Origin of the sequence: Mycobacterium sp. UM_WGJ, assembly GCF_000455125.1 — a bacterium.
Lineage (GTDB): Bacteria > Actinomycetota > Actinomycetes > Mycobacteriales > Mycobacteriaceae > Mycobacterium.
The window spans coordinates 11,854-35,877 of record NZ_AUWR01000035.1 but is presented as its reverse complement, the minus strand read 5'-3'; the positions used below and the strand labels follow the sequence as shown (position 1 = coordinate 35,877).

At 68.1% G+C, this 24,024-nt stretch carries 25 protein-coding genes; 9 read left to right on the top strand and 16 right to left on the bottom strand.

What is annotated here, in order from left to right; all coding sequences use genetic code 11:
* The first annotated feature begins 85 nt into the window (after positions 1–85).
* Genes kstR through N416_RS0112175 form a run of 3 tightly spaced genes read left to right on the top strand, consistent with a single transcriptional unit; the run spans position 86 to position 2,971 of the window.
* Positions 86–754: a cholesterol catabolism transcriptional regulator KstR gene (kstR, locus tag N416_RS0112185; RefSeq protein WP_024442385.1), complete on the top strand. Its 669-nt coding sequence runs from the start codon at positions 86–88 to the stop codon at positions 752–754.
* A gap of 55 nt (positions 755–809) precedes the next feature.
* Complete coding sequence (locus tag N416_RS0112180; RefSeq protein ID WP_024442384.1) at positions 810–1,730, top strand: MBL fold metallo-hydrolase; 921 nt, start codon at positions 810–812, stop codon at positions 1,728–1,730.
* Entirely contained in the window at positions 1,727–2,971 is a 1,245-nt protein-coding gene (locus tag N416_RS0112175; protein WP_024442383.1) for an SLC13 family permease, read from the top strand. The genes N416_RS0112180 and N416_RS0112175 overlap by 4 nt, the downstream gene beginning before the upstream one ends.
* Positions 2,972–2,983: 12 nt before the next feature.
* On the opposite strand, the gene N416_RS0112170 is transcribed toward N416_RS0112175, so the two are convergent.
* The 3 genes from N416_RS0112170 to cysS are packed head-to-tail and all read right to left on the bottom strand — an operon-like array spanning position 2,984 to position 6,228.
* Positions 2,984–3,847 carry a glycerophosphodiester phosphodiesterase family protein gene (locus N416_RS0112170; RefSeq protein WP_036457826.1) on the bottom strand — a complete coding sequence of 288 codons (864 nt, stop codon included), beginning with the start codon at positions 3,845–3,847 and terminating at the stop codon, positions 2,984–2,986.
* Positions 3,848–3,876: 29 nt separating this feature from the next.
* Positions 3,877–4,818: a 23S rRNA (guanosine(2251)-2'-O)-methyltransferase RlmB gene (gene rlmB, locus N416_RS0112165; RefSeq protein ID WP_024442381.1), complete on the bottom strand. Its 942-nt coding sequence runs from the start codon at positions 4,816–4,818 to the stop codon at positions 3,877–3,879.
* Positions 4,819–6,228: a cysteine--tRNA ligase gene (gene cysS / locus N416_RS0112160; protein WP_024442380.1), complete on the bottom strand. Its 1,410-nt coding sequence runs from the start codon at positions 6,226–6,228 to the stop codon at positions 4,819–4,821.
* 125 nt (positions 6,229–6,353) lie between these two features.
* Between cysS and N416_RS0112155 the strand changes: the two genes are divergently transcribed.
* Positions 6,354–7,196: a hypothetical protein gene (locus N416_RS0112155; protein ID WP_024442379.1), complete on the top strand. Its 843-nt coding sequence runs from the start codon at positions 6,354–6,356 to the stop codon at positions 7,194–7,196.
* Positions 7,197–7,210: 14 nt separating this feature from the next.
* On the opposite strand, the gene ispF is transcribed toward N416_RS0112155, so the two are convergent.
* The 3 genes from ispF to carD are packed head-to-tail and all read right to left on the bottom strand — an operon-like array spanning position 7,211 to position 8,882.
* The gene (gene ispF, locus N416_RS0112150) at positions 7,211–7,687 is read right to left on the bottom strand and encodes a 2-C-methyl-D-erythritol 2,4-cyclodiphosphate synthase (protein WP_024442378.1); all 477 of its coding nucleotides are present in this window, start codon (positions 7,685–7,687) and stop codon (positions 7,211–7,213) included.
* Positions 7,684–8,349, bottom strand: a complete 666-nt coding sequence (gene ispD / locus N416_RS0112145; protein WP_024442377.1) for a 2-C-methyl-D-erythritol 4-phosphate cytidylyltransferase — start codon at positions 8,347–8,349, stop codon at positions 7,684–7,686. Before ispD ends, ispF begins: the two co-directional genes overlap by 4 nt.
* 44 nt (positions 8,350–8,393) lie before the next feature.
* Positions 8,394–8,882 carry an RNA polymerase-binding transcription factor CarD gene (carD, locus tag N416_RS0112140; RefSeq protein ID WP_024442376.1) on the bottom strand — a complete coding sequence of 163 codons (489 nt, stop codon included), beginning with the start codon at positions 8,880–8,882 and terminating at the stop codon, positions 8,394–8,396.
* Between the two features lie 260 nt (positions 8,883–9,142).
* Here carD and N416_RS0112135 point away from each other — a divergent pair, with 260 nt between their 5' ends.
* Positions 9,143–9,691 (top strand): hypothetical protein, encoded by a 549-nt coding sequence (locus tag N416_RS0112135; RefSeq protein ID WP_024442375.1) that lies wholly within the window; start codon positions 9,143–9,145, stop codon positions 9,689–9,691.
* Between the two features lie 49 nt (positions 9,692–9,740).
* Complete coding sequence (gene radA, locus N416_RS0112130; protein WP_024442374.1) at positions 9,741–11,147, top strand: DNA repair protein RadA; 1,407 nt, start codon at positions 9,741–9,743, stop codon at positions 11,145–11,147.
* 7 nt (positions 11,148–11,154) lie between these two features.
* On the opposite strand, the gene N416_RS0112125 is transcribed toward radA, so the two are convergent.
* The gene (locus N416_RS0112125) at positions 11,155–11,919 is read right to left on the bottom strand and encodes a hypothetical protein (protein WP_024442373.1); all 765 of its coding nucleotides are present in this window, start codon (positions 11,917–11,919) and stop codon (positions 11,155–11,157) included.
* A gap of 79 nt (positions 11,920–11,998) precedes the next feature.
* On the bottom strand, positions 11,999–12,628 hold the full coding sequence (locus N416_RS0112120) for a carbonic anhydrase (protein ID WP_024442372.1): 630 nt from the start codon (positions 12,626–12,628) through the stop codon (positions 11,999–12,001).
* On the opposite strand from N416_RS0112120, the gene N416_RS0112115 reads away from it, so the two are divergent.
* Entirely contained in the window at positions 12,627–13,565 is a 939-nt protein-coding gene (locus tag N416_RS0112115) for an A/G-specific adenine glycosylase (RefSeq protein ID WP_024442371.1), read from the top strand. The genes N416_RS0112120 and N416_RS0112115 overlap by 2 nt on opposite strands.
* On the opposite strand, the gene N416_RS0112110 is transcribed toward N416_RS0112115, so the two are convergent.
* Complete coding sequence (locus N416_RS0112110) at positions 13,532–14,293, bottom strand: alpha/beta fold hydrolase (protein ID WP_255341883.1); 762 nt, start codon at positions 14,291–14,293, stop codon at positions 13,532–13,534. The two genes, N416_RS0112115 and N416_RS0112110, sit on opposite strands and share 34 nt — an antisense overlap.
* Positions 14,294–14,316: 23 nt before the next feature.
* On the opposite strand from N416_RS0112110, the gene mhuD reads away from it, so the two are divergent.
* Positions 14,317–14,634 (top strand): mycobilin-forming heme oxygenase MhuD, encoded by a 318-nt coding sequence (mhuD, locus tag N416_RS0112105; protein ID WP_024442369.1) that lies wholly within the window; start codon positions 14,317–14,319, stop codon positions 14,632–14,634.
* Positions 14,603–15,985 carry a serine hydrolase gene (locus N416_RS0112100; RefSeq protein ID WP_369797600.1) on the top strand — a complete coding sequence of 461 codons (1,383 nt, stop codon included), beginning with the start codon at positions 14,603–14,605 and terminating at the stop codon, positions 15,983–15,985. Before mhuD ends, N416_RS0112100 begins: the two co-directional genes overlap by 32 nt.
* A 66-nt stretch (positions 15,986–16,051) precedes the next feature.
* Here N416_RS0112100 and clpC1 read toward each other — a convergent pair whose 3' ends face one another.
* The 7 genes from clpC1 to N416_RS0112065 form a co-directional block, all read right to left on the bottom strand.
* Positions 16,052–18,580 carry an ATP-dependent protease ATP-binding subunit ClpC gene (clpC1, locus tag N416_RS0112095; protein WP_024442367.1) on the bottom strand — a complete coding sequence of 843 codons (2,529 nt, stop codon included), beginning with the start codon at positions 18,578–18,580 and terminating at the stop codon, positions 16,052–16,054.
* A 250-nt stretch (positions 18,581–18,830) separates the two neighbouring features.
* A complete protein-coding gene (gene lsr2, locus N416_RS0112090) occupies positions 18,831–19,166 on the bottom strand; it encodes a histone-like nucleoid-structuring protein Lsr2 (protein WP_024442366.1) in 336 nt (111 codons plus the stop codon).
* A 115-nt stretch (positions 19,167–19,281) separates the two neighbouring features.
* Complete coding sequence (lysS, locus tag N416_RS0112085; protein WP_024442365.1) at positions 19,282–20,805, bottom strand: lysine--tRNA ligase; 1,524 nt, start codon at positions 20,803–20,805, stop codon at positions 19,282–19,284.
* A 52-nt stretch (positions 20,806–20,857) separates the two neighbouring features.
* Complete coding sequence (locus N416_RS0112080) at positions 20,858–21,670, bottom strand: type III pantothenate kinase (protein WP_024442364.1); 813 nt, start codon at positions 21,668–21,670, stop codon at positions 20,858–20,860.
* A 2-nt stretch (positions 21,671–21,672) separates the two neighbouring features.
* A complete protein-coding gene (gene panD / locus N416_RS0112075; protein WP_024442363.1) occupies positions 21,673–22,116 on the bottom strand; it encodes an aspartate 1-decarboxylase in 444 nt (147 codons plus the stop codon).
* Entirely contained in the window at positions 22,116–23,081 is a 966-nt protein-coding gene (gene panC, locus N416_RS0112070) for a pantoate--beta-alanine ligase (protein ID WP_024442362.1), read from the bottom strand. The genes panD and panC overlap by 1 nt, the downstream gene beginning before the upstream one ends.
* Positions 23,078–23,980 carry a Rossmann-like and DUF2520 domain-containing protein gene (locus N416_RS0112065; protein ID WP_024442361.1) on the bottom strand — a complete coding sequence of 301 codons (903 nt, stop codon included), beginning with the start codon at positions 23,978–23,980 and terminating at the stop codon, positions 23,078–23,080. The genes panC and N416_RS0112065 overlap by 4 nt, the downstream gene beginning before the upstream one ends.
* Positions 23,981–24,024 lie beyond the last annotated feature (44 nt).

Below are 24,024 nucleotides of genomic sequence, written 5' to 3'. Positions count from 1 at the left end.
CGGCCGATGCCGGGAAGCACAAAACTCAACTACGCGATGCGTATCGTTATGGGCCAGGAGACCGACGGAGGGAGCCGCGCAGCACATGTCGTCAGCTGAGGGCACCGCAGGCCGCGGATCGGCAAGCCAACCGCGCGAGGTGGTCAACGTCGCTGTGCTGACCGAATCCGACCTGGGCTCCGAGGCGCAGCGCGAACGCCGCAAGCGCATCCTGGACGCGACGCTGGCGATCGCCTCCAAGGGCGGCTACGACGCGGTGCAGATGCGCGCCGTCGCCGACCGCGCGGACGTGGCTGTCGGCACCTTGTACCGCTACTTCCCGTCGAAGGTTCACCTGCTGGTCTCGGCGATGGGCCGAGAGATCGCGCGGGTGGACACCAAGACGGACCCGGCAACGTTCGCCGCAACCACCCGCCACCAGCGACTGAACCTGGTGGTCAACAAACTCAACCGCGCCATGCAGCGCAACCCACTGCTCACCGAGGCGATGACGCGGGCGTATGTCTTCGCCGACGCCTCGGCGGCCGGCGAAGTCGACCACGTCCAGAAATTGATCGACTCGATGTTCGCCGGGGCCATGAGCGACGGCGAGCCGACCGAGGAGCAGTACCACATCTCCCGGGTGATCTCGGATGTGTGGCTGTCCAACCTGCTGGCCTGGCTGACCCGCCGGGCGTCGGCCACCGATTTCAGCACCCGACTGGACCTGGCGGTCCGGTTGCTGATCGGCGACGACGACAGCCCCAAGGTCTAGGACCGTCACGCCGGCCTGCGGCGTGGGCGCCACCGTCCCCCGTTAGCCTGAGCGGATGCGCCTCAAGCTCGGCCGCCCCGACATCGGCCGGTACGCCGACCGGTTCGACGTCACACCCGCGCCGCCGGGCGCACCGCTGTCGGTGACGTGGCTCGGCGTGACCAGCATGCTGATCGACGACGGGTCGTCGGCGCTGATGACCGACGGCTATTTCTCTCGTCCCCGTCTGGCTCGGGTGGCGCTGGGCAAGGTTTCGCCGTCGGCCGCTCGCATCGACGCCTGCCTGGCCCGGGCCGGCGTGCAGAAGCTGGCGGCGGTGATCCCGCTGCACTCACACATCGATCACGCGCTGGACTCCGCGGTGGTGGCCGAACGTACCGGTGCGACGCTGGTGGGTGGCGAGTCGACGGCCAATGTCGGCCGGGGTCAGGGACTTTCGGCCGATCGCCTGATCGTCGCGACGCCCGGCGCTCCTCTTGCGTTGGGCGCCTACGACGTCACCCTGCTCGAGTCCCGACACTGCCCCCCGGACCGCTTCCCCGGCGTGATCAGCGCCGCGGTGGTTCCACCGGTGCGGGCATCTGCCTACAAGTGCGGTGAGGCCTGGTCGGCGTTGGTGGCCCACCGCCCCTCGGGGCGCAATCTGCTGATCCTGGGCAGCGCCGGCTTCATCCCGGGTGCCTTGGCCGGCCGCAGCGCCGAGGTGGTCTACCTGGGCATCGGCCAGCTCGGCGTTCAACCCCGGCAATACCTGGTCGACTACTGGAATGAGACGGTCCGCACCGTCGGCGCTTCGACGGTGGTGTTGACCCACTGGGACGACTTCTTCCTGCCCTTGTCAAAGCCGCTGCGCGCCTTGCCCTACGCCGGCGACGACCTCAACGTCACGATGCGGGTTCTGTCCGAGTTGGCCGAGTCCGACGGGGTCGGACTTCACCTGCCCACGGTGTGGCGTCGTGAGGATCCGTGGGCCTGAATCTGGCACTGGCGCTGCTGCTGCTTGCCGTGGTGCTGGGGTTCGCGGTGGCCCGCCCGCGGGGCTGGCCGGAGATGTTCGCTGCGGTGCCGGCCGCGGCCGTTCTTGTTGCCACCGGCGCGATCTCGATGCACGACGCAGTCACCGAAGCCGCTACTCTGCTGCACGTCGTCGCGTTCCTGGGCGCGGTGCTGGTCCTGGCGCAGCTCTGTGACGACGAGGGCCTGTTCGAGGCGGCCGGTGCGGCGATGGCACGGGCCGACGTCGGTCCGCCGCATCATCTGCTGCGCCGCGTGTTCGTCATCGCCGCCGGTCTGACCGCGGTGCTGAGCCTGGATGCGACGGTGGTGCTGCTGACCCCGGTGGTGCTGATGATGGCCCGCCGCCGCCACGCCCCGATGCGACCACACGCGTATGCGACAGCGCATCTGGCCAACACGGCGTCACTGCTGCTGCCGGTGTCGAACCTGACCAATCTGTTGGCGTTCAACCAGGCCGGCCTGTCGTTCGTCAGGTTCACCGCGCTGATGGCCGCGCCGTGGCTGGCCACCACCGCGGTCGTCTACCTGATCTTCCGCTGGTTCTTTCGGGCCGATCTGCGGGCCACGCCGGTGCACCAGCACGCCGGGCCACCGCCGCCGATCCCGGTGTTCGTGCTGGTGGTGCTGGGGCTGACGCTGGCCGGCTTCGTGGTCGCCGAGACGTTCGGGTTGCCGGCAGCGTGGGCCGCGGTCGCTGGTGCGGCCGTGTTGGCCACCCGTGGACTGGCGCAGCGGCGCAGCACCCCCGCCGGCATTCTGCGGGCCGCCAACCCCGGCTTCCTGGTGTTCGTGCTGGCCCTCGGCGTGGTGGTGCGGGCCGTCGTCGACAACGGCCTGGGCGCCCAGATGTCCGCGGTGCTGCCGGCGGGATCTGGCCTGGCGGCGCTGCTGGGCATCGCGGCGGTCGCCGCGGTGTTGGCCAACGTTGTCAATAACCTGCCCGCCACGCTGTTGCTGGTGCCATTGGTGGCATCGAGTGGCCCGCTCGCGGTGCTGGCGGTGTTGATCGGAGTCAACATCGGCCCCAACCTCAGCTATACCGGCTCGCTGTCAAACCTGCTGTGGCGCCGGGTGTTGCGCCGCTACGACGTCGCGGCCGGAGTCGGCGAATACACCCGTCTGGGGCTGTGCACGGTGCCGGCCACGCTGCTGGTGGCCGTACTGGCACTGTGGGCCAGCGCGCAACTGCTGGGGGTCTAGCGGTGCGGGCTGCTAGCCCGCCGGGTAAGCCCGTGGCAGCGACATGCCGAGGTCGGCCATGACGGCACGCAGCCGGCTCGGATAGTCGGTGATGAGCCCGTCGACGCCGGCGGCAATCTGTTGCCGCATGGCATCGGCATCATTGACCGTCCACGGGATCACCCGCAGCCCAGCCGCATGTGCGCGTTGAACGAACGCTCGATCGACCATCGAGTAGTCCGGGGACACGATGTCGGCGCCGACCGCCACCGCCCCGGGGATCGGGTCAGGCCCCTGCTCGGCGAGCACGACCAACGGGATGCCCGGTTCGGCGGCGCGCACCAACGGCAGGGTGCGCCAGTCGAAACTCTGGATCTCGACGGCGTCGAGCTGGCCGGCGGCCCGCACCGCCGCCAGAATCACGTCGACGAGCTGCCGCTGGTTCTCGCCGTCGACCTTGGTCTCGATGTTGTAGCGGACGCCCGTGTGACCTGCGAGCGCGAAGACCTCCGGCAAGGTGGCGATGACGTTGCCCGGCACCACTTCCGCATCCGGAAATTCCGGCAACAGGTGTCCGCAGTCCAGGGTTCGGATCTGGGCGAGGCTGAGATCGGCTACCCGCTTGCCCACATACGGGAAATCGGGATCGCCGGCGAACGCCGGTGCGGTGTCGGCGCACTTCGCCGGCTCGATCACCGGGTCGTGCCACACCAGCGGCTGCGCGTCGCGGGTCAGCACGATGTCCAACTCCAGGGTGCTGACGCCTAACGCGAGCGATTTCGCGAAGGCACGCAGCGATTCCTCGGTGGTCTCGCCCCGGCCGCCACGATGCGCCTGCAGATCAAACGTCGACCGCTGCGCGGCCGCCGTTGCCGAAGGGTTCACCACCGCGGCCATCAGCACCGCCGCTATGAGTGCACGGCGAATCACCGCCGCTGACGGGCGATCTCGGCCAGCACCACCCCGGCGGCCACCGATGCGTTGAGCGACTCGGTGGGCCCGGACATCGGAATCGACACGATGGCGTCGCAGTTCTGCCGGACCAGGCGGGACAATCCCTTGCCCTCGGAACCGACGACCAGCACCATCGGGCTGGTGCCGTCCAACTCATCGACCACGGTGTCTCCGCCGGCGTCCAACCCGACGATCTGCAGGCCGCGATCTGCCCATGCCTTCAAGGTTTGGTTCAGGTTGGGCGCCCGCGCGATCGGAACTCGGGCAGCCGCACCGGCACTGGTTCGCCAGGCCACCGCGGTGACCGAGGCCGACCGACGCTGCGGGATCACCACACCGTGTCCGCCGAATGCCGCGACCGACCGCACGATGGCGCCGAGATTGCGCGGATCAGAGATGTTGTCCAGTGCGACCAGCAGCGGCGGCGCGACATCGCGGCGCGCGGCGGCGATCAGGTCGTCGGGATGCGCGTAGTTGTAGGGCGGAACCTGAAGCGCGATGCCCTGATGCAGGCCGTTGGTGGTCATCTTGTCCAGATCGGACCGCGGGACCTCCAGGATGGGCAAGCCGGAATCGGCTGCCCGAGTAACTGATTCGGTCAGCCGCTCATCGGCCTCGGCGCCCAGCGCCACATACAGCGCGGTGGCCGGGATTCCGGCACGCAGGCACTCCAGAACCGGGTTGCGCCCCAGCACGGTCTCGTTCTCGTCGGTGCGCTTGGCGGTCCGGTACGCGCGCTGTTTTGCCGCACGCTTGGCTGCCTTGGCCGCCGGGTGGTATTCCCGCTGGTGCGCGGGCGGGGTGGCGCCGCGGCCTTCGAGCCCGCGGCGGCGCTGGCCACCGGAGCCGACCGTCGGCCCCTTCTTGGTGCCGGGCTTGCGCACCGCACCCTTGCGCTTGGAATTTCCGGCCATCTACTCAGACCCCTCCACCAGCAGTGACCATTGCGGACCATCCCCGGTGTCGGTGACGTCGATGCCGGCGTCCTTGAGTCTGCAGCGGATCTCATCGGCCAATTGCCAATCCCGTTCCGCGCGAGCGGTTTCCCGGCGTTCCAACTCGGCGCGCACTAAGACGTCGACAGCAGCCAGCGCCGCCGAGGTCTCATCGCGCGATTCCCAGCGCTCGTTGAGCGGGTCGCAGCCGAGCACGTCCATCATCGCCCGGATCGCACCGGCTGCGGCCAGCGCGCCCTCGTGGTCGCCGGAGTCCAGCGCCCGGTTGCCCTCCGCGCGCGTCCGGTGTACCTCGGCCAGGGCGATCGGCACCGACAGGTCGTCGTCGAGGGCTGCGGCGAAACGGTCCGTCCAGGTGGTGGGAACCACCGCGCCCGCCCGGCTGCGCACCCGGTGCAGGAAGTCCTCGATGCCGACGTAGGCGTTGACGGCGTCGCGCAGCGCGGTTTCGGAGAACTCGAGCATCGACCGGTAGTGCGCACTGCCCAGGTAGTAGCGCAGCTCGGCCGGCCGGACTCGTTGCAGCACCGCCGACATCGACAGCACGTTGCCCAGTGACTTGCTCATCTTCTCGCCACCGAGGGTGACCCAGCCGTTGTGCAGCCAGTAGTTCGCGAATCCGTCTCCGGCGGCGCGACTCTGAGCGATCTCGTTCTCATGGTGCGGGAAGACCAGATCCATCCCGCCGCAGTGGATGTCGAATTCGGCACCGAGGTAGGCACGGGCCATCGCCGAACACTCCAGGTGCCAGCCCGGACGGCCCGGGCCCCACGGCGTGGGCCAACTGGGCTCACCGGGCTTGGCGCCCTTCCACAGCGTGAAGTCGCGCGGGTCGCGTTTACCGGTGGCGACTCCCTCACCCTGGTGCACGTCGTCGATGCGGTGACCGGACAGCTGGCCGTAGTCGGGGTAGCTGAGTACGTCGAAGTAGACGTCGCCGCCGCCGGCATAGGCGTGGCCGCGCTCGATCAGCCGCTCGATCAGCTCGACCATCTGCGTGATGTGCCCGGTGGCGCGCGGTTCGGCCGACGGCGGCAGCACACCCAGCGCCTCATAGGCGGCGGTGAACTCCCGCTCGTGGGTGGCGGCCCACTCCCACCACGGTCGGCCCGCCGCCGCGGCCTTGGTCAGGATCTTGTCGTCGATGTCGGTCACGTTGCGCACGAAGGCGACGTCGTAGCCGCGGGCGGTGAGCCACCGGCGCAATACATCGAAGGCCACGCCGCTGCGGACATGGCCGATATGCGGTGCCGCCTGGACGGTGGCGCCGCAGAGATAGATGGACACATGACCGGGCCGCAGCGGGGCAAATTCACGCACGGCGCCGGTTGCCGTGTCGTGCAGCCGCAGGCTGGGGCGATCGGTCACGACGGGCCAGCTTACCGGGCGCTGGGTTCGCGATCGGCCACGCGCCGCTAGCAGGGGCTTCCCAGGCTGGGGTACCGATGCCCGCATCGGTGGACAGGTGGTGTGACGTGGCATATATTGCGGCAGTGAGTAAACGTCTGGTGGCAGTCTCGGGAGCACTCTTGGCTGCGGTCGCATTTGCAGGTAGCGCGACGGCATACGCCGATGAGCCGAACAACAACCAGCCCCAGCCTCAGCCCGCCGAGTTGGTGTCTGCGCCGGTCCAGCCCGCGCCGGCCCAGCCGGAGATCGCGCCGGCCGCCGAAGAGCTCGCGCCGGGCCAGCAGGAGATGCTGCAGGACGCCCAGGCCGAACAGCAGCGCCAGCAGGCCGAGCAGCAGGCCGACCAGATGGGTCAGTCCGCCACCACCGCCGGCGCCAGCACCGCCAGCATGGCTGCGATGGGTCCCCAGATCGGTATGTCCATGGCCATGATGGCGCCGATGGTGGCCATGATGGTGCCTTCGCTGGCCGCCCCCCTGCTGACCACCGGACTGACCGGTCTCGCCAACTCCGGCGCGAACAACGGTGCGAACGCGCTTGCCGACGCCGGTTCGGCCGCGGCGACCGACGCCTTGAACTTGGGAGCCCCGGAAATCGGCTCAGCCGCGGCGACCGACCTCTTCAGTGCTCCCTCCGCCGCGGATCTGCCTTTTGACCTGGGCAATATCGACTTCTTGTCCACCGTGGATCCCGACTTGGTGCTGGGGCCGACCGGGGACGCCATCGGTAACGCCCTAGTCGACGCCGCTGGCGACACCGCGATCACCACTTCCGGTGCGCTGCTCGACACCCTGCCTGAGCTTGGCGCCGACATGGGCGCCGAAGCCGCCAACGCCGGCGCGGACGCCGGCGTTCAGATTGGTACGGCGGTGGCCACCGAGGTTCCGTGTGGCATCATCGGCGCGATCTTCGGCTTCGGCTGCTAAAGCCACCGAGCTGACTACTTAGGCACCACCAACGCGGTAGCCACCGCGGCCAGTCCCTCACCTCGTCCGGTGAGCCCCAGGCCGTCGGTGGTGGTCGCCGACACCGAAACCGGTGCGCCCAGCAATTCCGACAGCAGCTGCTGCGCTTCGGCACGGCGCGGCCCCACCTTCGGCCGGTTGCCGATGACCTGCACCGCGGCGTTCCCGATCACGAACCCGCTCTCGGTGAGCAGCTCGCGCACGTGGCCGAGCATCACAGCACCGGTTACGTGGGCCCAGCGCGGCTCGTCGACGCCGAACACCGCCCCGAGGTCCCCCAACCCTGCCGCCGACAGCAGCGCGTCACACAGGGCGTGTGCGGCCACATCGCCGTCGGAGTGCCCGGCGCAGCCGTCGGCGTCGGGAAACAGCAGCCCCAACAGCCAGCACGGTCGGCCCGGCTCGATCGGGTGCACGTCAGTGCCCAAGCCGACCCGCGGCAGCGCACTCACCGATTGACCACCGCCTCGGCCAGTACCGCGTCCAACGCGGTGGTGATCTTGAAGGCCAACGGATCGCCTTCGACCGTCTGCACTTGGCCGCCGACGTTCTCGACCATCGCGGCGTCGTCGGTGAACTGCGTGCCCGCACCGGCTTGCTGGTAGGCCCGCAGAAGCAGGTCGGCGGCGAAACCCTGTGGGGTCTGCACGGCCCGCAGGCCGGCCCGCTCGGGCGTGCCCAGGACCGTTCCGTTCGCGTCGACCGCCTTGATGGTGTCGGCGACCGGCAATGCCGGAACGACAGCGCGGTACCCGGCATGCAGCGCCTCGACCACTCGGACCACCAGTCCGGGCGGAGTCAACGGACGTGCGGCATCGTGGACCAGCACGAAATCGGGCTCTCCGGTGGCGGCCAGCGCCAGCCGAACGGAATCGACGCGGTCGGCACCGCCGGCGACCACGGTCACGGTGCCACCGAGGATCAGCTTGGCCTCGTCAGTGCGATCCGGCGGCACGGCGACCACGACCTGGTCGATCACCCCGGACTCGCGCAGGCCTGCCACGGCGCGCTCAACCAGCGTCACGCCGCCCAGCAGGAAGAATGCCTTCGGTATTCCCGCACCCAGCCGCCGACCCGAACCGGCGGCCGGCACCACGGCTACTGTGCTTGGCACCGGACCCCCGGTCGCTCAGAACGACGCGGTAAGGACACTGCGGTTCAGGACGCTGCGGCCAGCACCTCGTCGAGGATGGTCTCCGCCTTGGCGTCATCGGTGTTCTCGGCCAGGGCCAGCTCACCGACCAGGATCTGGCGTGCCTTGGCCAGCATCCGCTTCTCACCGGCGGACAGGCCACGCTCCTGGTCACGCCGCCACAGGTCACGAACAACCTCGGCTACCTTGTGCACATCGCCGGAGGCGAGCTTCTCCAGGTTGGCCTTGTACCGCCGCGACCAGTTGGTCGGCTCTTCGGTGTGCGGGGCCCGCAACACCTGGAAGACCTTGTCCAGACCTTCCTGGCCGACAACGTCACGCACACCGACATATTCGGCATTTTCAGCGGGAACTCGAACAGTGAGATCGCCCTGCGCCACTTTGAGGACCAGATAGTCCTTTTGCTCGCCTTTGATGGCCCGGGTTTCAATCGCCTCGATCAACGCTGCACCGTGGTGTGGATATACGACGGTGTCTCCGACCTTAAAGATCATCTGATTTGAGCCCCTTTCGCTACCCCATACTAACACGGCGCCCCAACACCCGACCACCAACGGTGCAGGTCAGGGGCACTGCGGCCCCGGGAGGGGGGTTGACATCACGGCGGAAGCGTGCTGGGTCGAACCTGATCGGAGCCTGATCAGGGCTGGTCGACGGGGGTCGTGGGCGACCGGTAACCCTGCGCTACCGCCGGCAGATGGTTGCTACTACAGTGCATAGTCACAAGTCGCGACAGCCGAGCAGGAGACCACACGTGAACTCGTTCAACAGGGCCTTCAACAAGGCTGCGATCGCGCTGATCGCGGCAGCGGCGCTGGCCGGTTGCGGTACCGGTCAGATCTCTCAGACCGCTGACCAGGCGTCCGCGGTCAATGGCGCCTCAGCCGACGTCGGCGATCTGGCTCTGCGCGACGTACGCATCCAGGCGACCCAGACCGGCGACGCGTTGGAGCCTGGCCAGACCGTCGACCTGGTGTTCGTGGTCAGCAACCAGTCGCCCGACTCCAATGACGAGCTGAGCGACATCAGGACCTCGATCGGCAAGGTGTCACCGACCGGCAGCAAGACCGTGCCCGTCGGCGGCGTCCTGGTGGTCAGCGCCCCGGCCGGCCCCGACCTGCCGACGGCACCCGCCGCCAAGGCGCTGCCCGAGGTGGCTAACGCCAACACCGCCACTGCGACGGTGACCCTGGACAAGGCGATCCGCAACGGGCTCACCTACGACTTCACCTTCGACTTCAAGAAGGCCGGTGAGGTGCGCGTGGACGTGCCGATCTCGGCCGGCCCGCTGTCGCACCACTGACGCAACCCTCGCGGCAGGCACTGTCGGACCCAGGCGATACGGTCGCCGAGTGGCCAAGGCACGTTCGCTCTTTCGCTGTTCGGAATGCGGCAACACCACCGCCAAGTGGCTGGGCCGCTGTCCGGAGTGCGGCAGCTGGGGCGGCATCGACCCGGTAGGCGAAGCGGCAGCACCGGCAGGTGGGCTACGGCCGGCGACACCGGCCCGGCCGGCGGTGCCGATCAGCTCCATCGAGGCCGGTCGCGCACGACCGGCGCCGACCGGCGTCACCGAACTCGACCGGGTGTTGGGCGGCGGGGTGGTCCCCGGCTCGGTCACCCTCTTGGCCGGCGATCCCGGGGTCGGCAAATCGACACTGCTGCTTGAGGTTGTTCACCGCTGGGCGCTGGCCGGGCGCCGGGCGCTGTACGTCTCCGGGGAGGAGTCCGCGGGGCAGATCCGGCTGCGCGCCGAGCGCACCGGATGCACCCACGACGAGATCTACCTGGCCTCCGAATCTGACCTGCAGACGGTGCTGGGCCACATCGAGGCGGTACGGCCCACCCTGGTGGTGGTCGATTCGGTGCAGACTGTGGCTGCCGCTGACACCGACGGCGTGGCGGGCGGGGTCACCCAGGTGCGGGCCGTGACGGCCGCGCTGACCGCGGCCGCCAAGAGCGCCGATGTGGCGCTGGTCCTGGTCGGGCACGTGACCAAGGACGGCGCGATCGCGGGCCCACGTTCACTGGAGCACCTCGTCGACGTGGTGCTGCACTTCGAGGGTGACCGCAACTCGGTGCTGCGGATGGTGCGGGCGGTCAAGAATCGTTTCGGCGCTACCGACGAGGTGGGCTGTTTCCTGCTCCGTGATGACGGCATCGAGGGAATCGCCGACCCGTCCGGGCTGTTCCTGGAGCAGCGCAGCGAGCCGGTGCCCGGCACCGCGATCACCGTCGCACTGGACGGCAAGCGCCCGCTGATCGGCGAAGTGCAGGCGCTGCTGGCCAAACCGGCGGGCGGCTCGCCGCGCCGGGCAGTCAGCGGCATCGACCACGCCCGGGCCGCGATGATCACCGCCGTGCTGGACAAACACGCCGAGCTTCCGATCGCGGCCGGCGACATCTACCTGTCCACGGTGGGCGGTATGCGTTTGACTGATCCGTCTACGGATCTGGCTGTCGCCATCGCGCTGGCATCGGCCTATGCGGATCTGCCGCTGCCGGCGACCACCGTGGTGCTGGGCGAAGTAGGCCTCGCAGGTGACCTGCGCCCGGTCAGCGGGATGGACCGGCGGCTCGCCGAGGCGGCCCGGCTCGGATTCACCACCGCGTTGACTCCCCCGGGTGCTCCGGCAACCGTGGGTGGCCTGCGTACGGTGCCGGCCGCCAACATCGTTGCCGCGCTGCACCACCTGGTCCAGATCGCCGACCGGCGCGGCGGTCATGTGGCACCGCCGCAGCTACTGGACCGGGCCTGACGGCGGTCTAGTTACCCGGCGGCGGCGCGTCCGGCGGGGGCACGTCCTGCCCCGGCGGCGGGACGTCCTGCGAGGGCTCGATAAGCATGAACGGAACCGTCGCGGATCTCAGGTTGCCGAGTTGGACGACGAGGTTGTAGGTCCCCGGTCCGATCGGTTGCCGCGGCAACGGGCACTGCGGTGCCGAGCCCATTCCGGTCCAGGTCACCGTGGTGGTGACCTGCTCGCCGGGGTCGAAGGTCTTCACCAGGGTCTCGTTGGACGGCGCGCAGTCCAGGTTCGACCACAGCCGCTGGTTGTCCAGCGAGTAGACGTAGGCAGCCAATACCGCGGCACCCACGTCCCGCTTGCAGGCCACCAAGCCGATGTTGGTGACCACCATGGTGAACTGCGGCTGCTCACCCACCGTGTACTGCGGGCCGGTCAGACCCTTGACCGCCAGGGTCGAGTCGGGACAGTCGTCGCCTTCCTTGAGCACCGGCGGTGGCGTCACCGCGGCGGTCGGGGTCGGCACCTGTGGTGGCGCCTGCTCCGCAGGAGCCACCACAGGCGTCTTGACCTCTTCAGGCGAGGGGTTCTGTGGCTTGGCGTGCTGCGCGGCGGTGGACTTCTTCCCGTCGGCATTGTCGGCACCGGCGTTGCTGCCGTGAACGACGCCGAAAATGATGGCCGACACGACTGCAATCACGATGAGCGCAATGCCCAGCGCGAGGCCACGTCGTCGCCAGTAGATCTGCGAAGGCAGCGGACCCTGCGGTTCCAAATCGAGCACGCATCCACGGTAGGACGACCTCACCGCGAGTTGTTCGACCCGTCCCGGCGTGTCGTAGCCGCGTTGTGACCTTCGGGGACTATTCGGCGCCGTAATCGCCGATATCGCCGAGGTGCTCGCGGGCCTGCACTCGGCCGTCGGCCAGGTGGTAGGTGGCGCCGACGATCGCCAACGTCCCTGCCTTGATCTGGTCGGCGATGACCGTCGAGCGCGCAGCCAATTGCGTCACGGTCTCGTTGACGTGGCGGGTCTCGAACTCGTCGACACTGGTGAGGCCATCGCGGCGGCCCACCAAGATCGACGGCGTCACCCGTTCGACGATGTCACGCAGATAGCCGCCCGGCACCACGCCTTCGTCGAGGGCGGTCAAAGTGGCCTTGACCGCACCGCAGCTGTCGTGGCCCAGGACGACGATCAGCGGTACGTCGAGCACCGCCACACCGAACTCGATCGAGCCCAGCACCGCCGAGTCGATGACGTGGCCGGCGGTGCGGACCACGAACATGTCGCCGAGCCCCTGGTCGAAGATGATCTCGGCGGCCACCCGGCTGTCCCCGCAGCCGAACACCACCGCAGTGGGCTTCTGGCCGCCGGCCAGGGCAGCGCGCCGCGCGACATCCTGGCTGGGATGGCTGGGCTCGCCCGCGACGAAGCGCTCGTTACCCTCCTTGAGTGCTTTCCACGCTGAGATCGGGTTTGAATTGGGCATGCCCGACATTCTGCCTGTGAATCGCTCGCAGAGCGCCCCCAGGATCGAATTTCACCAGCTGTTCAACTGGTTCGCGGCCGCTGAACGTGATCTGCCCTGGCGGGCAGGCGATGTCACGCCGTGGCAGATCCTGGTCAGTGAGTTCATGCTGCAACAGACCCCGGTTTCGCGAGTGCTGCCGATCTGGCCGGACTGGGTAGCACGCTGGCCCACGCCATCGACCACGGCTGCCGCGACTCAGGCCGATGTACTGCGGGCCTGGGGCAAGCTCGGTTACCCCCGCCGCGCCAAACGGCTCCACGAATGCGCCACCGTGATCGCCCGCGACTTCGCCGATACGGTCCCCGACGACGTCGACACCCTGGAGCAGCTACCCGGGATCGGCAACTACACGGCACGCGCCGTCGCCTGCTTCGCCTACCGAAAGCCCGTTCCGGTGGTGGACACCAATGTGCGCCGGGTGGTGGCGCGCGCCGTACACGGTCAGGCTGACGCCGCAGCCCCCTCGACCAAGCGCGACAACGCCGATGTGGCCGCCCTGCTGCCCGAGCCCGACCGGGCCGCCAGGTTTTCCGCGGCGCTGATGGAGTTGGGCGCCATCGTGTGCACCGCGCGATCGCCACGCTGTGACGGCTGCCCGCTGCAACACAGCTGCAGCTGGCGGCTTGCCGGTTCGCCGCCAGGCACCGGCCCCAAAAGGCCGGCTCAACGCTATGCCGGCACCGATCGTCAGGCCCGCGGGCGACTACTGGATGTCTTGCGGGACAACGCCGTTGCGGTGACACGCGCCGACCTTGACCTGGCTTGGCCGGTAGACGCGGTGCAACGCGAACGCGCCCTGACCTCACTGCTGGGCGACGGCCTGGTGGAGCAGCTCGCCGACGGCCGCTTCGCGCTGCCCGGTCAGGACAGGAACGACTCGACGGCTTCGCGGTAGATCTGGGGCGCCTCGTCGTGCACCAGGTGGCCCGCATCGGGGACGTGCAGATAGGTGCTGTCGACCCCGAGACGGTGCATTTCGCGCATCTGCCCCGGCGGGGTCACCGAGTTGCCGGCCTCGATCAACAACGTTTCGCAGCGCACGTTCAGCCACTGCTCCCAGTAGTCGCGAGTGCCCCACTCGGCGGCGATCCGCAACCACCACTCAGGCCGGCCGTGCAGCCGCCACCCGGTCTCGGTGCGGTCGAAGGCTTCCAGGAAGTACCGCCCGGCGATATCACCGAATTCGGCGACCACCTGCTCGGCACTGGGGAACTCGATGGGCAGGGCATGCACCCACGGCTCCCACGGACCGGTGGTGCGGCCCCGGAAGTCCGGCGCCATGTCCTCGACCACCAGCGCGGAGATGAGCTCGGGATGCCGGGCGGCCAGGCACCACGAGTGCAATCCGCCCATCGAATGACCGATCAGCCGCACCGGGCCGGGCAACTGCTCGACGGCGACGGCCAGGTCGGCGACGAAGCGTTCGGTGGAGATCGGATGTGGGTCGGCGACCTCACGACCGCGATGCCAGGGGGCGTCGTAGGTGTAGACGGCACCCAGCCTGGTCAGCCACGGCAGTTGCCGCGGCCAGGTGGTGCCACGGCCCATCAATCCGTGGACCAGCACCAGCGGCGCCCCGTGTCCCCCGCGGTAGGTCAGCAGCTCCGTCGACGCGATCCCCACCCGGGGCACGGTAGCCTAGGCCCATGTCAGTGGTGAAGATCAATGCAATCGAGGTGCCCGCCGACGCCGGGCCCGAACTGGAGAAACGGTTCGCAAATCGCGCGCACGCGGTGGAGAACCAGCCCGGTTTTCTTGGCTTCCAGCTGCTGCGCCCCGTCAAGGGCGACGACCGCTACTTCGTCGTGACGCACTGGGAGTCCGACGAAGCGTTCCAGGCCTGGGCACAGGGACCAGCCGTCGAGGCTCACGCCGGGCAGCGGGCCAAGCCGGTGGCGACCGGAGCATCGTTGCTGGAGTTCGAGGTCGTGCTTGACGTCGCCGGAACCGCCGCACAGGCATAGCCCCGTGTGGCGCCACCTGGCGGCATGGACGACCGCACTGACCCTGGTTCCCCTTGCCGCCGGTGCAGCCGCCGGCTGCGCTCCTTCACCGGCATCTCCCGCCGACGCCGGTTCCGACAGCGGCGTGACGATTTCGACCAAGACTCCGCCGGGCCTGCGCGCTAAGCAGACCATGGACATGCTGAACTCCGATTGGCCGATCGGTCCGATCGGGGTGGCGACCCTGGCCGCACCGGACAAGGTCGAGCAGGTGGTCGCGACCATGGAATCGCTGTGGTGGGACCGGCCGTTTCACCTCGACAGCGTCGACATTCGAGCCGGCGCGGCGACCCTGCACCTGACCACCTCGTACGGTGCCCGCCAAGACATCAGGCTTCGCACCGACGACAACGGCATGGTGGACCTGTTCAAACCGACCACCGAGGCTCCGACCATCGGCTCCTGGCACGACCTCGATGCGGTGCTGAACAAGACCGGCGCACGCTACTCCTACCAGGCGTCGCGGATCGAAGGTGGCCTCTGTGAGCCGATCGCCGGCGCCAACACCACCCAATCCCTGCCGCTGGCATCGATCTTCAAGTTGTATGTGCTGTTGGCGGTGGCCAACGAGGTGACGGCCGGGACGTTGTCGTGGGACGACCCGCTGACCATCACCGCCCGGGCCAAGGCGGTCGGCTCGTCCGGCTTGGAGGAGCTGCCCGACGGCGCCCATGTCTCGGTGCGCAGGGCGGCCGAGAAGATGATCGCCACCAGCGACAACATGGCCACCGATCTGCTCATCGGCCGGGTGGGCACCCGAGCGGTCGAGCGTGCCCTGGCCGCGGCCGGTCACCACGACCCGGCCAGCATGACGCCGTTTCCCACCATGTACGAACTGTTCTCGGTGGGCTGGGGCAAGCCCGATCTGCGCGAGCAGTGGCAGCACGGCTCACCGCAGGAACGGGCAAAGCTGCTGAAGCAAGCCGATTCCCGGCCCTATGAGCCGGACCCGATTCGCGCGCACATCCCGGCGTCCGCCTACGGCGCCGAGTGGTACGGCAGCGCCGAGGACATCTGCCGGGTACATGTCGCCCTGCAGAGCGCTGCGGTGGGCAAGGCAGCACCGGTCCGGGAGATCCTGTCGGCGGTACGTGGCATCGATCTGCCGCGTGCCGACTGGCCCTATATCGGCGCCAAAGCCGGCGGCCTTCCTGGCGATCTGACCTTCAGCTGGTACGCCGTCGACCGAGGCGGTCAGCCGTGGGTGGTCAGCTTCCAGCTCAATTGGCCGCGTGATCACGGCAAGAGCGTCGGCAGCTGGATGCTGCAGGTCGCCAAGCAGGCGTTCGGCCTGCTGCCAACGCAGCACTAGCAGCGGGCAGTCGCGAAAGCCCCCAATTCCTTACGGAAAAGGCGGGCTTTCGCGACTACTCGGCAATTATTCCGCGGTCGGTGCGCCGGCCTTGGCCAGGTCGGCCGACTCCTCAGCCGGCTTCTGGCTGCCGGCGAAGGTGAACACCGCGTTCTCATGCGCACCCTCGCCGTCCCAGTTCTCCACATCGACGGTGACCAGCTGACCAGGACCCAACTCTTCGAACAGGATCTTCTCCGAGAGCTGGTCTTCGATCTCGCGCTGGATGGTGCGCCGCAGCGGGCGCGCCCCCAGCACCGGGTCGAAGCCGCGCTTGGCCAGCAGTGACTTGGCCCTGTCGGTCAGCGCGATGTCCATGTCCTTGGCCTTGAGCTGCTTGGCCACCCGACCGATCATCAGATCGACCATCTCGATGATCTCTTCCTTGCTGAGCTGGTGGAAGACGATGATGTCATCGATGCGGTTCAGGAACTCCGGGCGGAAGTGCTTCTTGAGCTCGTCGTTGACCTTGAGCTTCATCCGCTCGTAATTGTTGTCCCCGCCGCCCTGGGTGAAGCCCAGTCCGACCGCCTTGGAGATGTCGGAGGTGCCCAGGTTGGAGGTGAAGATCAACACGCAGTTCTTGAAGTCCACCGTGCGACCCTGCCCGTCGGTGAGCCGACCGTCCTCGAGAACCTGCAACAGGCTGTTGTAGATCTCGGCGTGGGCCTTCTCGATCTCGTCGAACAGCACCACCGAGAACGGCTTGCGCCGCACCTTCTCGGTCAGCTGACCGCCCTCTTCGTAGCCGACGTAGCCCGGAGGGGCACCGAACAGCCTTGAGGCGGTGAATCGGTCGTGGAACTCGCCCATGTCGATCTGGATGAGCGCGTCGTCGTCGCCGAACAGGAACTCGGCCAGCGCCTTGGACAGCTCGGTCTTACCGACACCGGACGGGCCGGCGAAGATGAACGAGCCCGACGGCCGCTTGGGGTCCTTCAACCCGGCGCGAGTACGCCGGATCGCCCTCGAGACCGCCTTGACGGCGTCCCCCTGGCCGATGATCCGCTTGTGCAGCTCGTCTTCCATGCGCAGCAGGCGAGTGGTCTCGGCCTCGGTGAGCTTGAACACCGGGATACCGGTCCAGTTGCCCAGCACCTCGGCGATCTGCTCATCGTCGACCTCGGCCACCACGTCCAGATCCCCGGAGCGCCACTGCTTTTCCCGCTCAGCGCGCTGCGCGACGAGCTGCTTCTCCCGGTCGCGCAGGCTGGCCGCCTTCTCGAAGTCCTGCGCGTCGATCGCGGACTCCTTCTCGCGGCGTGCGTCGGCGATCTTCTCGTCGAACTCACGCAGGTCCGGCGGCGCGGTCATCCGGCGGATTCGCATCCGGGCGCCGGCCTCGTCGATCAGGTCGATCGCCTTGTCCGGCAGGAACCGGTCGTTGATGTAGCGGTCGGCCAGGGTGGCCGCCGCCACGATCGCCGAGTCGCTGATCGAGACCCGGTGGTGGGCCTCGTAGCGGTCCCGCAGACCCTTGAGGATCTCTATGGTGTGCTCGACGGTGGGTTCACCGACCTGCACCGGCTGGAACCGGCGCTCCAGGGCGGCGTCCTTCTCGATGTACTTGCGGTACTCGTCGAGAGTCGTGGCGCCGATGGTCTGCAGTTCACCGCGAGCCAGCTTCGGCTTGAGGATCGAGGCCGCGTCGATCGCGCCCTCGGCCGCTCCGGCACCCACCAGGGTGTGCAACTCGTCGATGAACAGGATGATGTCGCCGCGAGTGTTGATCTCTTTGAGCACCTTCTTCAGGCGCTCCTCGAAGTCACCGCGGTAACGGCTGCCGGCCACCAGCGACCCCAGATCCAGGGTGTAGAGCTGCTTGTCCTTCAGCGTCTCGGGGACCTCGCCGGCCACGATGGCCTGCGCCAGACCCTCGACCACAGCGGTCTTGCCGACTCCGGGCTCACCGATCAGCACCGGGTTGTTCTTGGTGCGCCGGCTCAACACCTGCATGACCCGCTCGATTTCCTTCTCGCGGCCGATGACGGGGTCGAGCTTGCCCTCCATGGCGGCCGCCGTCAGGTTGCGACCGAACTGGTCGAGCACCAGCGAGGTGGACGGGGAACCGGACTCGCCGCCCCGTCCGCCGGTACCGGCCTCCGCGGTCTCCTTGCCCTGGTAGCCACTCAGCAGCTGAATCACCTGCTGGCGAACCCGGGTCAGGTCAGCACCCAGCTTCACCAGAACCTGGGCGGCGACGCCCTCACCCTCGCGGATCAGGCCGAGCAGAATGTGCTCGGTGCCGATGTAGTTGTGGCCGAGCTGCAGCGCCTCACGCAGGCTCAGCTCGAGCACCTTCTTGGCACGCGGGGTGAACGGGATGTGCCCGGACGGCGCCTGCTGGCCCTGGCCGATGATCTCCTCGACCTGGCTGCGCACCCCTTCCAAAGAGATGCCCAGGGACTCCAGCGACTTGGCGGCTACACCTTCGCCCTCGTGGATCAGGCCCAGCAGGATGTGCTCGGTCCCGATGTAGTTGTGGTTGAGCATCCGGGCCTCTTCTTGAGCCAGGACGACGACCCTGCGGGCGCGGTCGGTAAATCTCTCGAACATCGGTGGCTACCTGCTCTCCCTCGCGATCGGCACTTGATCGGCCTCGGCTCGGCCGGCGTGCCTGCTGTCCACTCTAGTGGGCGGCGCAGCGCGCTGTGACCTGCCTTGCAGTGCGTACTGAATCGACCATCCGATGGCCCGTCCCGAAAGACCTGGCACCGGATGCAAGGGACCAACGTCTGGACCCACCGAATGTGTTCCGACGGGCGCCGGGTTCGCCAGCAGCGAAACCTAACTGGTTCCAGCAGGCCTAGGTGGCGGCGTGAAACGCGTCGATGATGTCGGCCGGGATGCGCCCGCGGGTGGACACATTGTGCCCGTTACGGCGGGCCCATTCGCGGATGGCGGCGCTCTGTTCGCGGTCGATGGTGCCACGGCGACCGCCACCGGAGCGGCCACGCCGGCGCCCTCCGACCCGACGACCCGCGTCAGCCCACTTCTTCAGTTCGGCACGAAGTTTTGTAGCATTCTTGCTCGAAAGGTCGATCTCGTAGGTCACCCCGTCCAGGCCGAATTCGACCGTTTCGTCGGCGGCACCCTCACCATCGAAATCATCGATCAAGGTGACGGTCACTTTTTTCGCCATTGGTACCCCTTGGTTAGCTTTCGTGCGCGCAATCGGTGCGCCAGCCGTATTCGACCTCGTCGACTAATCTGCCATAAAAATACGCCTGCTTCAACACAACAGGCTACGGCGCAGTTCAGTTGCCTTGACGGCGAACAATCGGAAACAAAACGGTGTCTCTAATTGATAGACCCGTCAAAACCATCAACAGGCGGTCGATACCCATTCCGGTGCCGGTGCAGGGCGGCATCGCATGTTCCATCGCCGCCAGGAAGTCCTCGTCGAGCGCCATCGCCTCGTCATCACCCGCGGCTGCCGCACGGGCCTGTTCGGCGAAGCGGTCGCGCTGCACCACCGGGTCGATGAGCTCGGAATATCCGGTAGCGAGTTCGACGCCGCGCATATAGAGATCCCACTTCTCGGTGACACCGTCGATGCTGCGGTGCTGGCGGGTCAGCGGCGTCGTCTCGACCGGGAAATCCCGAACAAATGTCGGGGCGTTCAGATCCTGACCGACAGCATGTTCCCAGAGTTCTTCGACGAGTTTGCCGTGACCGTAACCGCGGTCTTTGGGAATCTCCACGCCGAGTCGATCCGCGATAGCCCACAGGTCGGCCACCGAGGTCGCGGGGGTGATCTCTTCGGCGAGCGCGGCCGACAGCGACGGATACATTTCCACCGTCGCCCATTCGCCGTCAATGTCATAGATGCTGCCATCAGGCAGCGGCAGTTGCCGGGTTCCGATCACCTCATCGGCGACCTCTTGAATAATCTCGCGGGTAGCCACTGCCGAGTCGTCATAGGTGCCGTAGGCCTGGTAGGTCTCCAGCATCGAAAACTCCGGCGAATGCGTGGAATCGGCGCCTTCATTCCGGAAGACCCGATTCAGTTCGAAGACCCGGTCGAACCCGCCGACCACGCACCGTTTCAGGAACAGTTCTGGTGCGATTCTCAGGAAAAGGTCCGCGTCAAGGGCGTTCGAATGGGTTACGAAAGGACGGGCGGCCGCTCCACCTGCCAACGTCTGCAGCATCGGCGTTTCGACCTCGAGAAACCCGCGACGCTCAAGCGCGTTTCGCACGGCGCGAATGACCGCAATGCGCTGGCGGGCCACCGTACGCGCCTCCGGCCGCACGATCAGGTCGACGTAGCGCTGTCGAACGCGCGACTCCTCGCTCATCTCCTTGTGCGCTACCGGCAGCGGACGCAATGACTTGGAGGCCATCTGCCAGGAATCGGCCAACACCGACAACTCGCCGCGGCGGGAGCTGATCACCTCGCCGCGCACGTAGACGATGTCACCGAGGTCGACATCGGCCTTCCACGCCTCAAGCTCCTGCTCCCCGACACTGGCGAGGCTGATCATCACCTGAAGCTGGGTGCCGTCGCCCTCCTGCAGGGTGGCGAAGCACAATTTGCCCGAGTTGCGGGCGAATACCACCCGCCCCGCGACGCCGACGACGTCACCGGTGGCGGTGTCGGCAACCAGGTCGGGGTAAGCGGCCCGGATCTGGGCGAGCGAGTGGGTGCGGTCCACCGCCACGGGGTAGGGGTCGCGGCCTTCGGCCAGCAACCGAGCCCGCTTGTCGCGGCGGATCCGGAACTGCTCAGGGAGGTCGGATTCGTCCTGCGTGGCGGGGGAAACGTCGGCGGAGCTCACGACCCGCCAGCTTAGAGGAACAGGGGCTACAGAACGAAAAGCCGGGCGGCGCTCAGCGCGCCGGGCGGAGCCTGCCCCGCTGACTGTCCCGGTTGCGCTCGAACACCAGCCGCAGCCCGTCCAGGGTGAGATTGGCGTCGTGATGGTCGACGGTCTGCAGATCGGCCAGCAACAGCGGTGCGGAGTGGCCGGTGGCCACCACGGTCACGTCATCGCCGGCGCCCGCCGCCTCCTCGCGAACCCGGCGAACCAGACCGTCGACCAGCCCGGCGAACCCGTAGACCGCGCCGGCCTGCATGCATTCGACGGTGTTCTTGCCGATCACCGAACGGGGCCGGGTGAGCTCGACCCGGCGCAGGCCGGCGGAGCGGGCAGCGGCGGCGTCCGATGAGATCTGGACGCCGGGCGCGATGGCACCGCCCAGGAACTCCCCCTTGGCCGATACCACGTCGACGCAGATCGACGAACCGAAGTCGACGACGATCGCCGCCGTCTTGAACTTGTGAAACGCGGCCAGCCCGTTGACGATCCGGTCAGCCCCCACTTCTTTGGGGTTGTCCACCAGCAGCGGAATCCCGGTGCGCACGCCGGGCTCGATCAACACGGCTGGCACCGACGGCCAGTACTGGTCGAGCATCAGCCGAACTTCGTGTAGTACCGACGGGACGGTGGACAGCGCGGCGGCACCGGTGAGTTGTTCGCCGTCGTCGCCGATGAGTCCATCCAGGGTCAGTGCCAGCTCGTCGGCGGTGATCTCCGCCTCGGTCCGAATCCGCCACTGCTGCACAACGTTTGCGTTGTCACCGGAACCGGAGATCAGGCCGATGACGGTGTGGGTGTTGCGGACGTCGATCGCCAGCAGCACGGTTAGTGCACCCTCATCCGGGGCGAGTGGGGGTACCTCCCACTTGTGGGGGACAGATCCGAGACGTCATCGGGCACGAAGGCCGGGTCGTCACCGAGGTCCACCTGCTTGTTGTCGGCGTCGACGAACACGATCCGGGGCCGGTAGCGGCGCGCCTCGGCGTCCTCCATGGTGCCGTAGGCGATCAGGATGACCAGGTCGCCGGGGTGCACCAGATGCGCTGCCGCACCGTTGATCCCGATGACACCACTGCCCCGCTCGCCGGTGATGGCGTAGGTGACCAGTCGGGCACCGTTGTCGATGTCGACGATTGTGACCTGCTCACCCTCGAACAGGTCCGCGGCGTCCATCAGATCCGCATCGATGGTCACCGAGCCGACATAGTGCAGGTCAGCATGAGTGACCGTGGCGCGGTGGATCTTCGACTTGAGCATCGTCCGAAACATCAATTCCTCCGGGTTGAGACGTGATATCCATCTGAACCGGCCTCCGAACCGGCTAAAGCCACCTCGGCGTCGGCGGGAGCTCCCAGCGTGATCGCCGCGTTGTCGAGCAGTCGGGTGGTGCCCACCCGGGCGGCGATCAACAGCCGGCCGGACCCGTCGGCGGGCGCCGGGCCGAGGTCGACGCCGCGAACCTCCAGATAGTCGACGTCGACGTCCTCCACCGCGGACAACACCGCGGCGGCGGCGTCCAGGGCGGCTTGGGCGCCGGCCGCAGCCGCGCGCTCACCGGCAGCCAGGGCGGCCGACAGGGCCGTCGCGGCTTCGCGCTGCGCGGGATCGAGGTAGCGGTTGCGCGACGACATCGCCAGACCGTCGGCTTCGCGCACGGTGGGAACGCCCACCACCGTCACGCCAAGGTTGAGGTCGGTGACCATCTGGCGCACCAGAACCAGCTGTTGATAGTCCTTCTCCCCCAAGAACACCCGGTCAGGGTTGACGATCGACAGCAATTTGGCGACCACGGTGAGCATGCCGGCGAAGTGAGTCGGGCGCGCGGCCCCTTCGAGTTCGGTGCCCAGCGGTCCCGGGTGCACGGCGGTGCGCGGACCGTTCGGGTACATGGCCGCGGCAGCCGGCGTGAAAACCAGGTCCACCCCGGCGGCGCGCAGCGCGGCCAGGTCGCTGTCCAGGGTGCGCGGGTAGGCGTCGAGGTCTTCTCCGGCACCGAACTGCAGCGGATTGACGAAGATCGACACCGCGACCACTGAACCCGGCACCCGCTGCGCCGCGCGAACCAGCGACAAGTGACCCTCGTGCAGGGCGCCCATGGTGGGCACCAACATCACCCGACGACCGGTCGACCGCAGCGCGCGGCTGACCCGGGCGACATCGTCAGGCCGCTCATAGACGTTGAACCCGCCGGCGGTGAAGGTGGGCTGCGGGCCCCGGCCAGTGTTCGAGTTCATCGGGCCAGCACCTCCAGCACATCGTCGGCGGCACCGGCGCGGTGCGCGGTGCGCAGTGCGTTGGTGCGATAGGCCTCGGCCAGGTCGGGGCTCACGGCGGCCAGCGCCCGCAGGTGCCGGGCCAGGGTGGCCGAGTCGCCGCGGGCCACCGGCCCGGTCAGCGCGGCCCGGCCGTCCCGCAGGGTGTTGGCCAGCGCGGCGCGCACCAGCGGTCCGAGCACCCGCTCGGCGATGCCGTCGGGGTCGTCGGCCACGGTCGAGCCGAGCGGTCTCGGCAATGCCGCGCGCAACGCCGCCAGGGCATCGTCGATCACGGTGACCACGTGGTTTCCGCCGTGGCAGAGCGCGGCATGGTAGAGGGTGCGGGCGGATTCCTCGACCCGGAACGGCTCAGCGCCGATCTCAAGGGTCAGTGCCTCGGCGATGGCGAAGCCGATCTCGTCGGCAGCGGTGATACCGAAACAGCTCTCCGACAACCGGTCGATGTCCTCATCCGAGCCGGTGAAGGTCATCGCGGGATGGATGGCCAGCGGCAGGCACCCCTGCTCGCCCAGCGGCGCAAGCACGCTGACCCCGATGGCCCCGGAGGTGTGCACCACGATGGTGCCGGCGCGCACCGCGCCCGTGGCAGCCAGACCGGACACGATGCCGGCCAGCTCGGTGTCGGGGACGGCGAGCAGCAGCAGTTCCGCGTCCGCGGCGACATCGGGTGCCGGCAGGATCAGGCTGTCGGGCAGCCGGCGCTGGGCGCGCTGCCGCGACTCCTCGGAGATCGCACTGCACGCCACCACGACATGCTCGGCGCGCTCGAGCGCAACACCGAGTGCGGTGCCGACGCGGCCGGCCGAGATGACGCCGACCTTGAGCCGGGCGGGCCGCAGTCCGTCGAACTGCGCCATGCAGACGACCTCACAGGTTCTCTTGGTTTTCGTTCCAGTCCCGC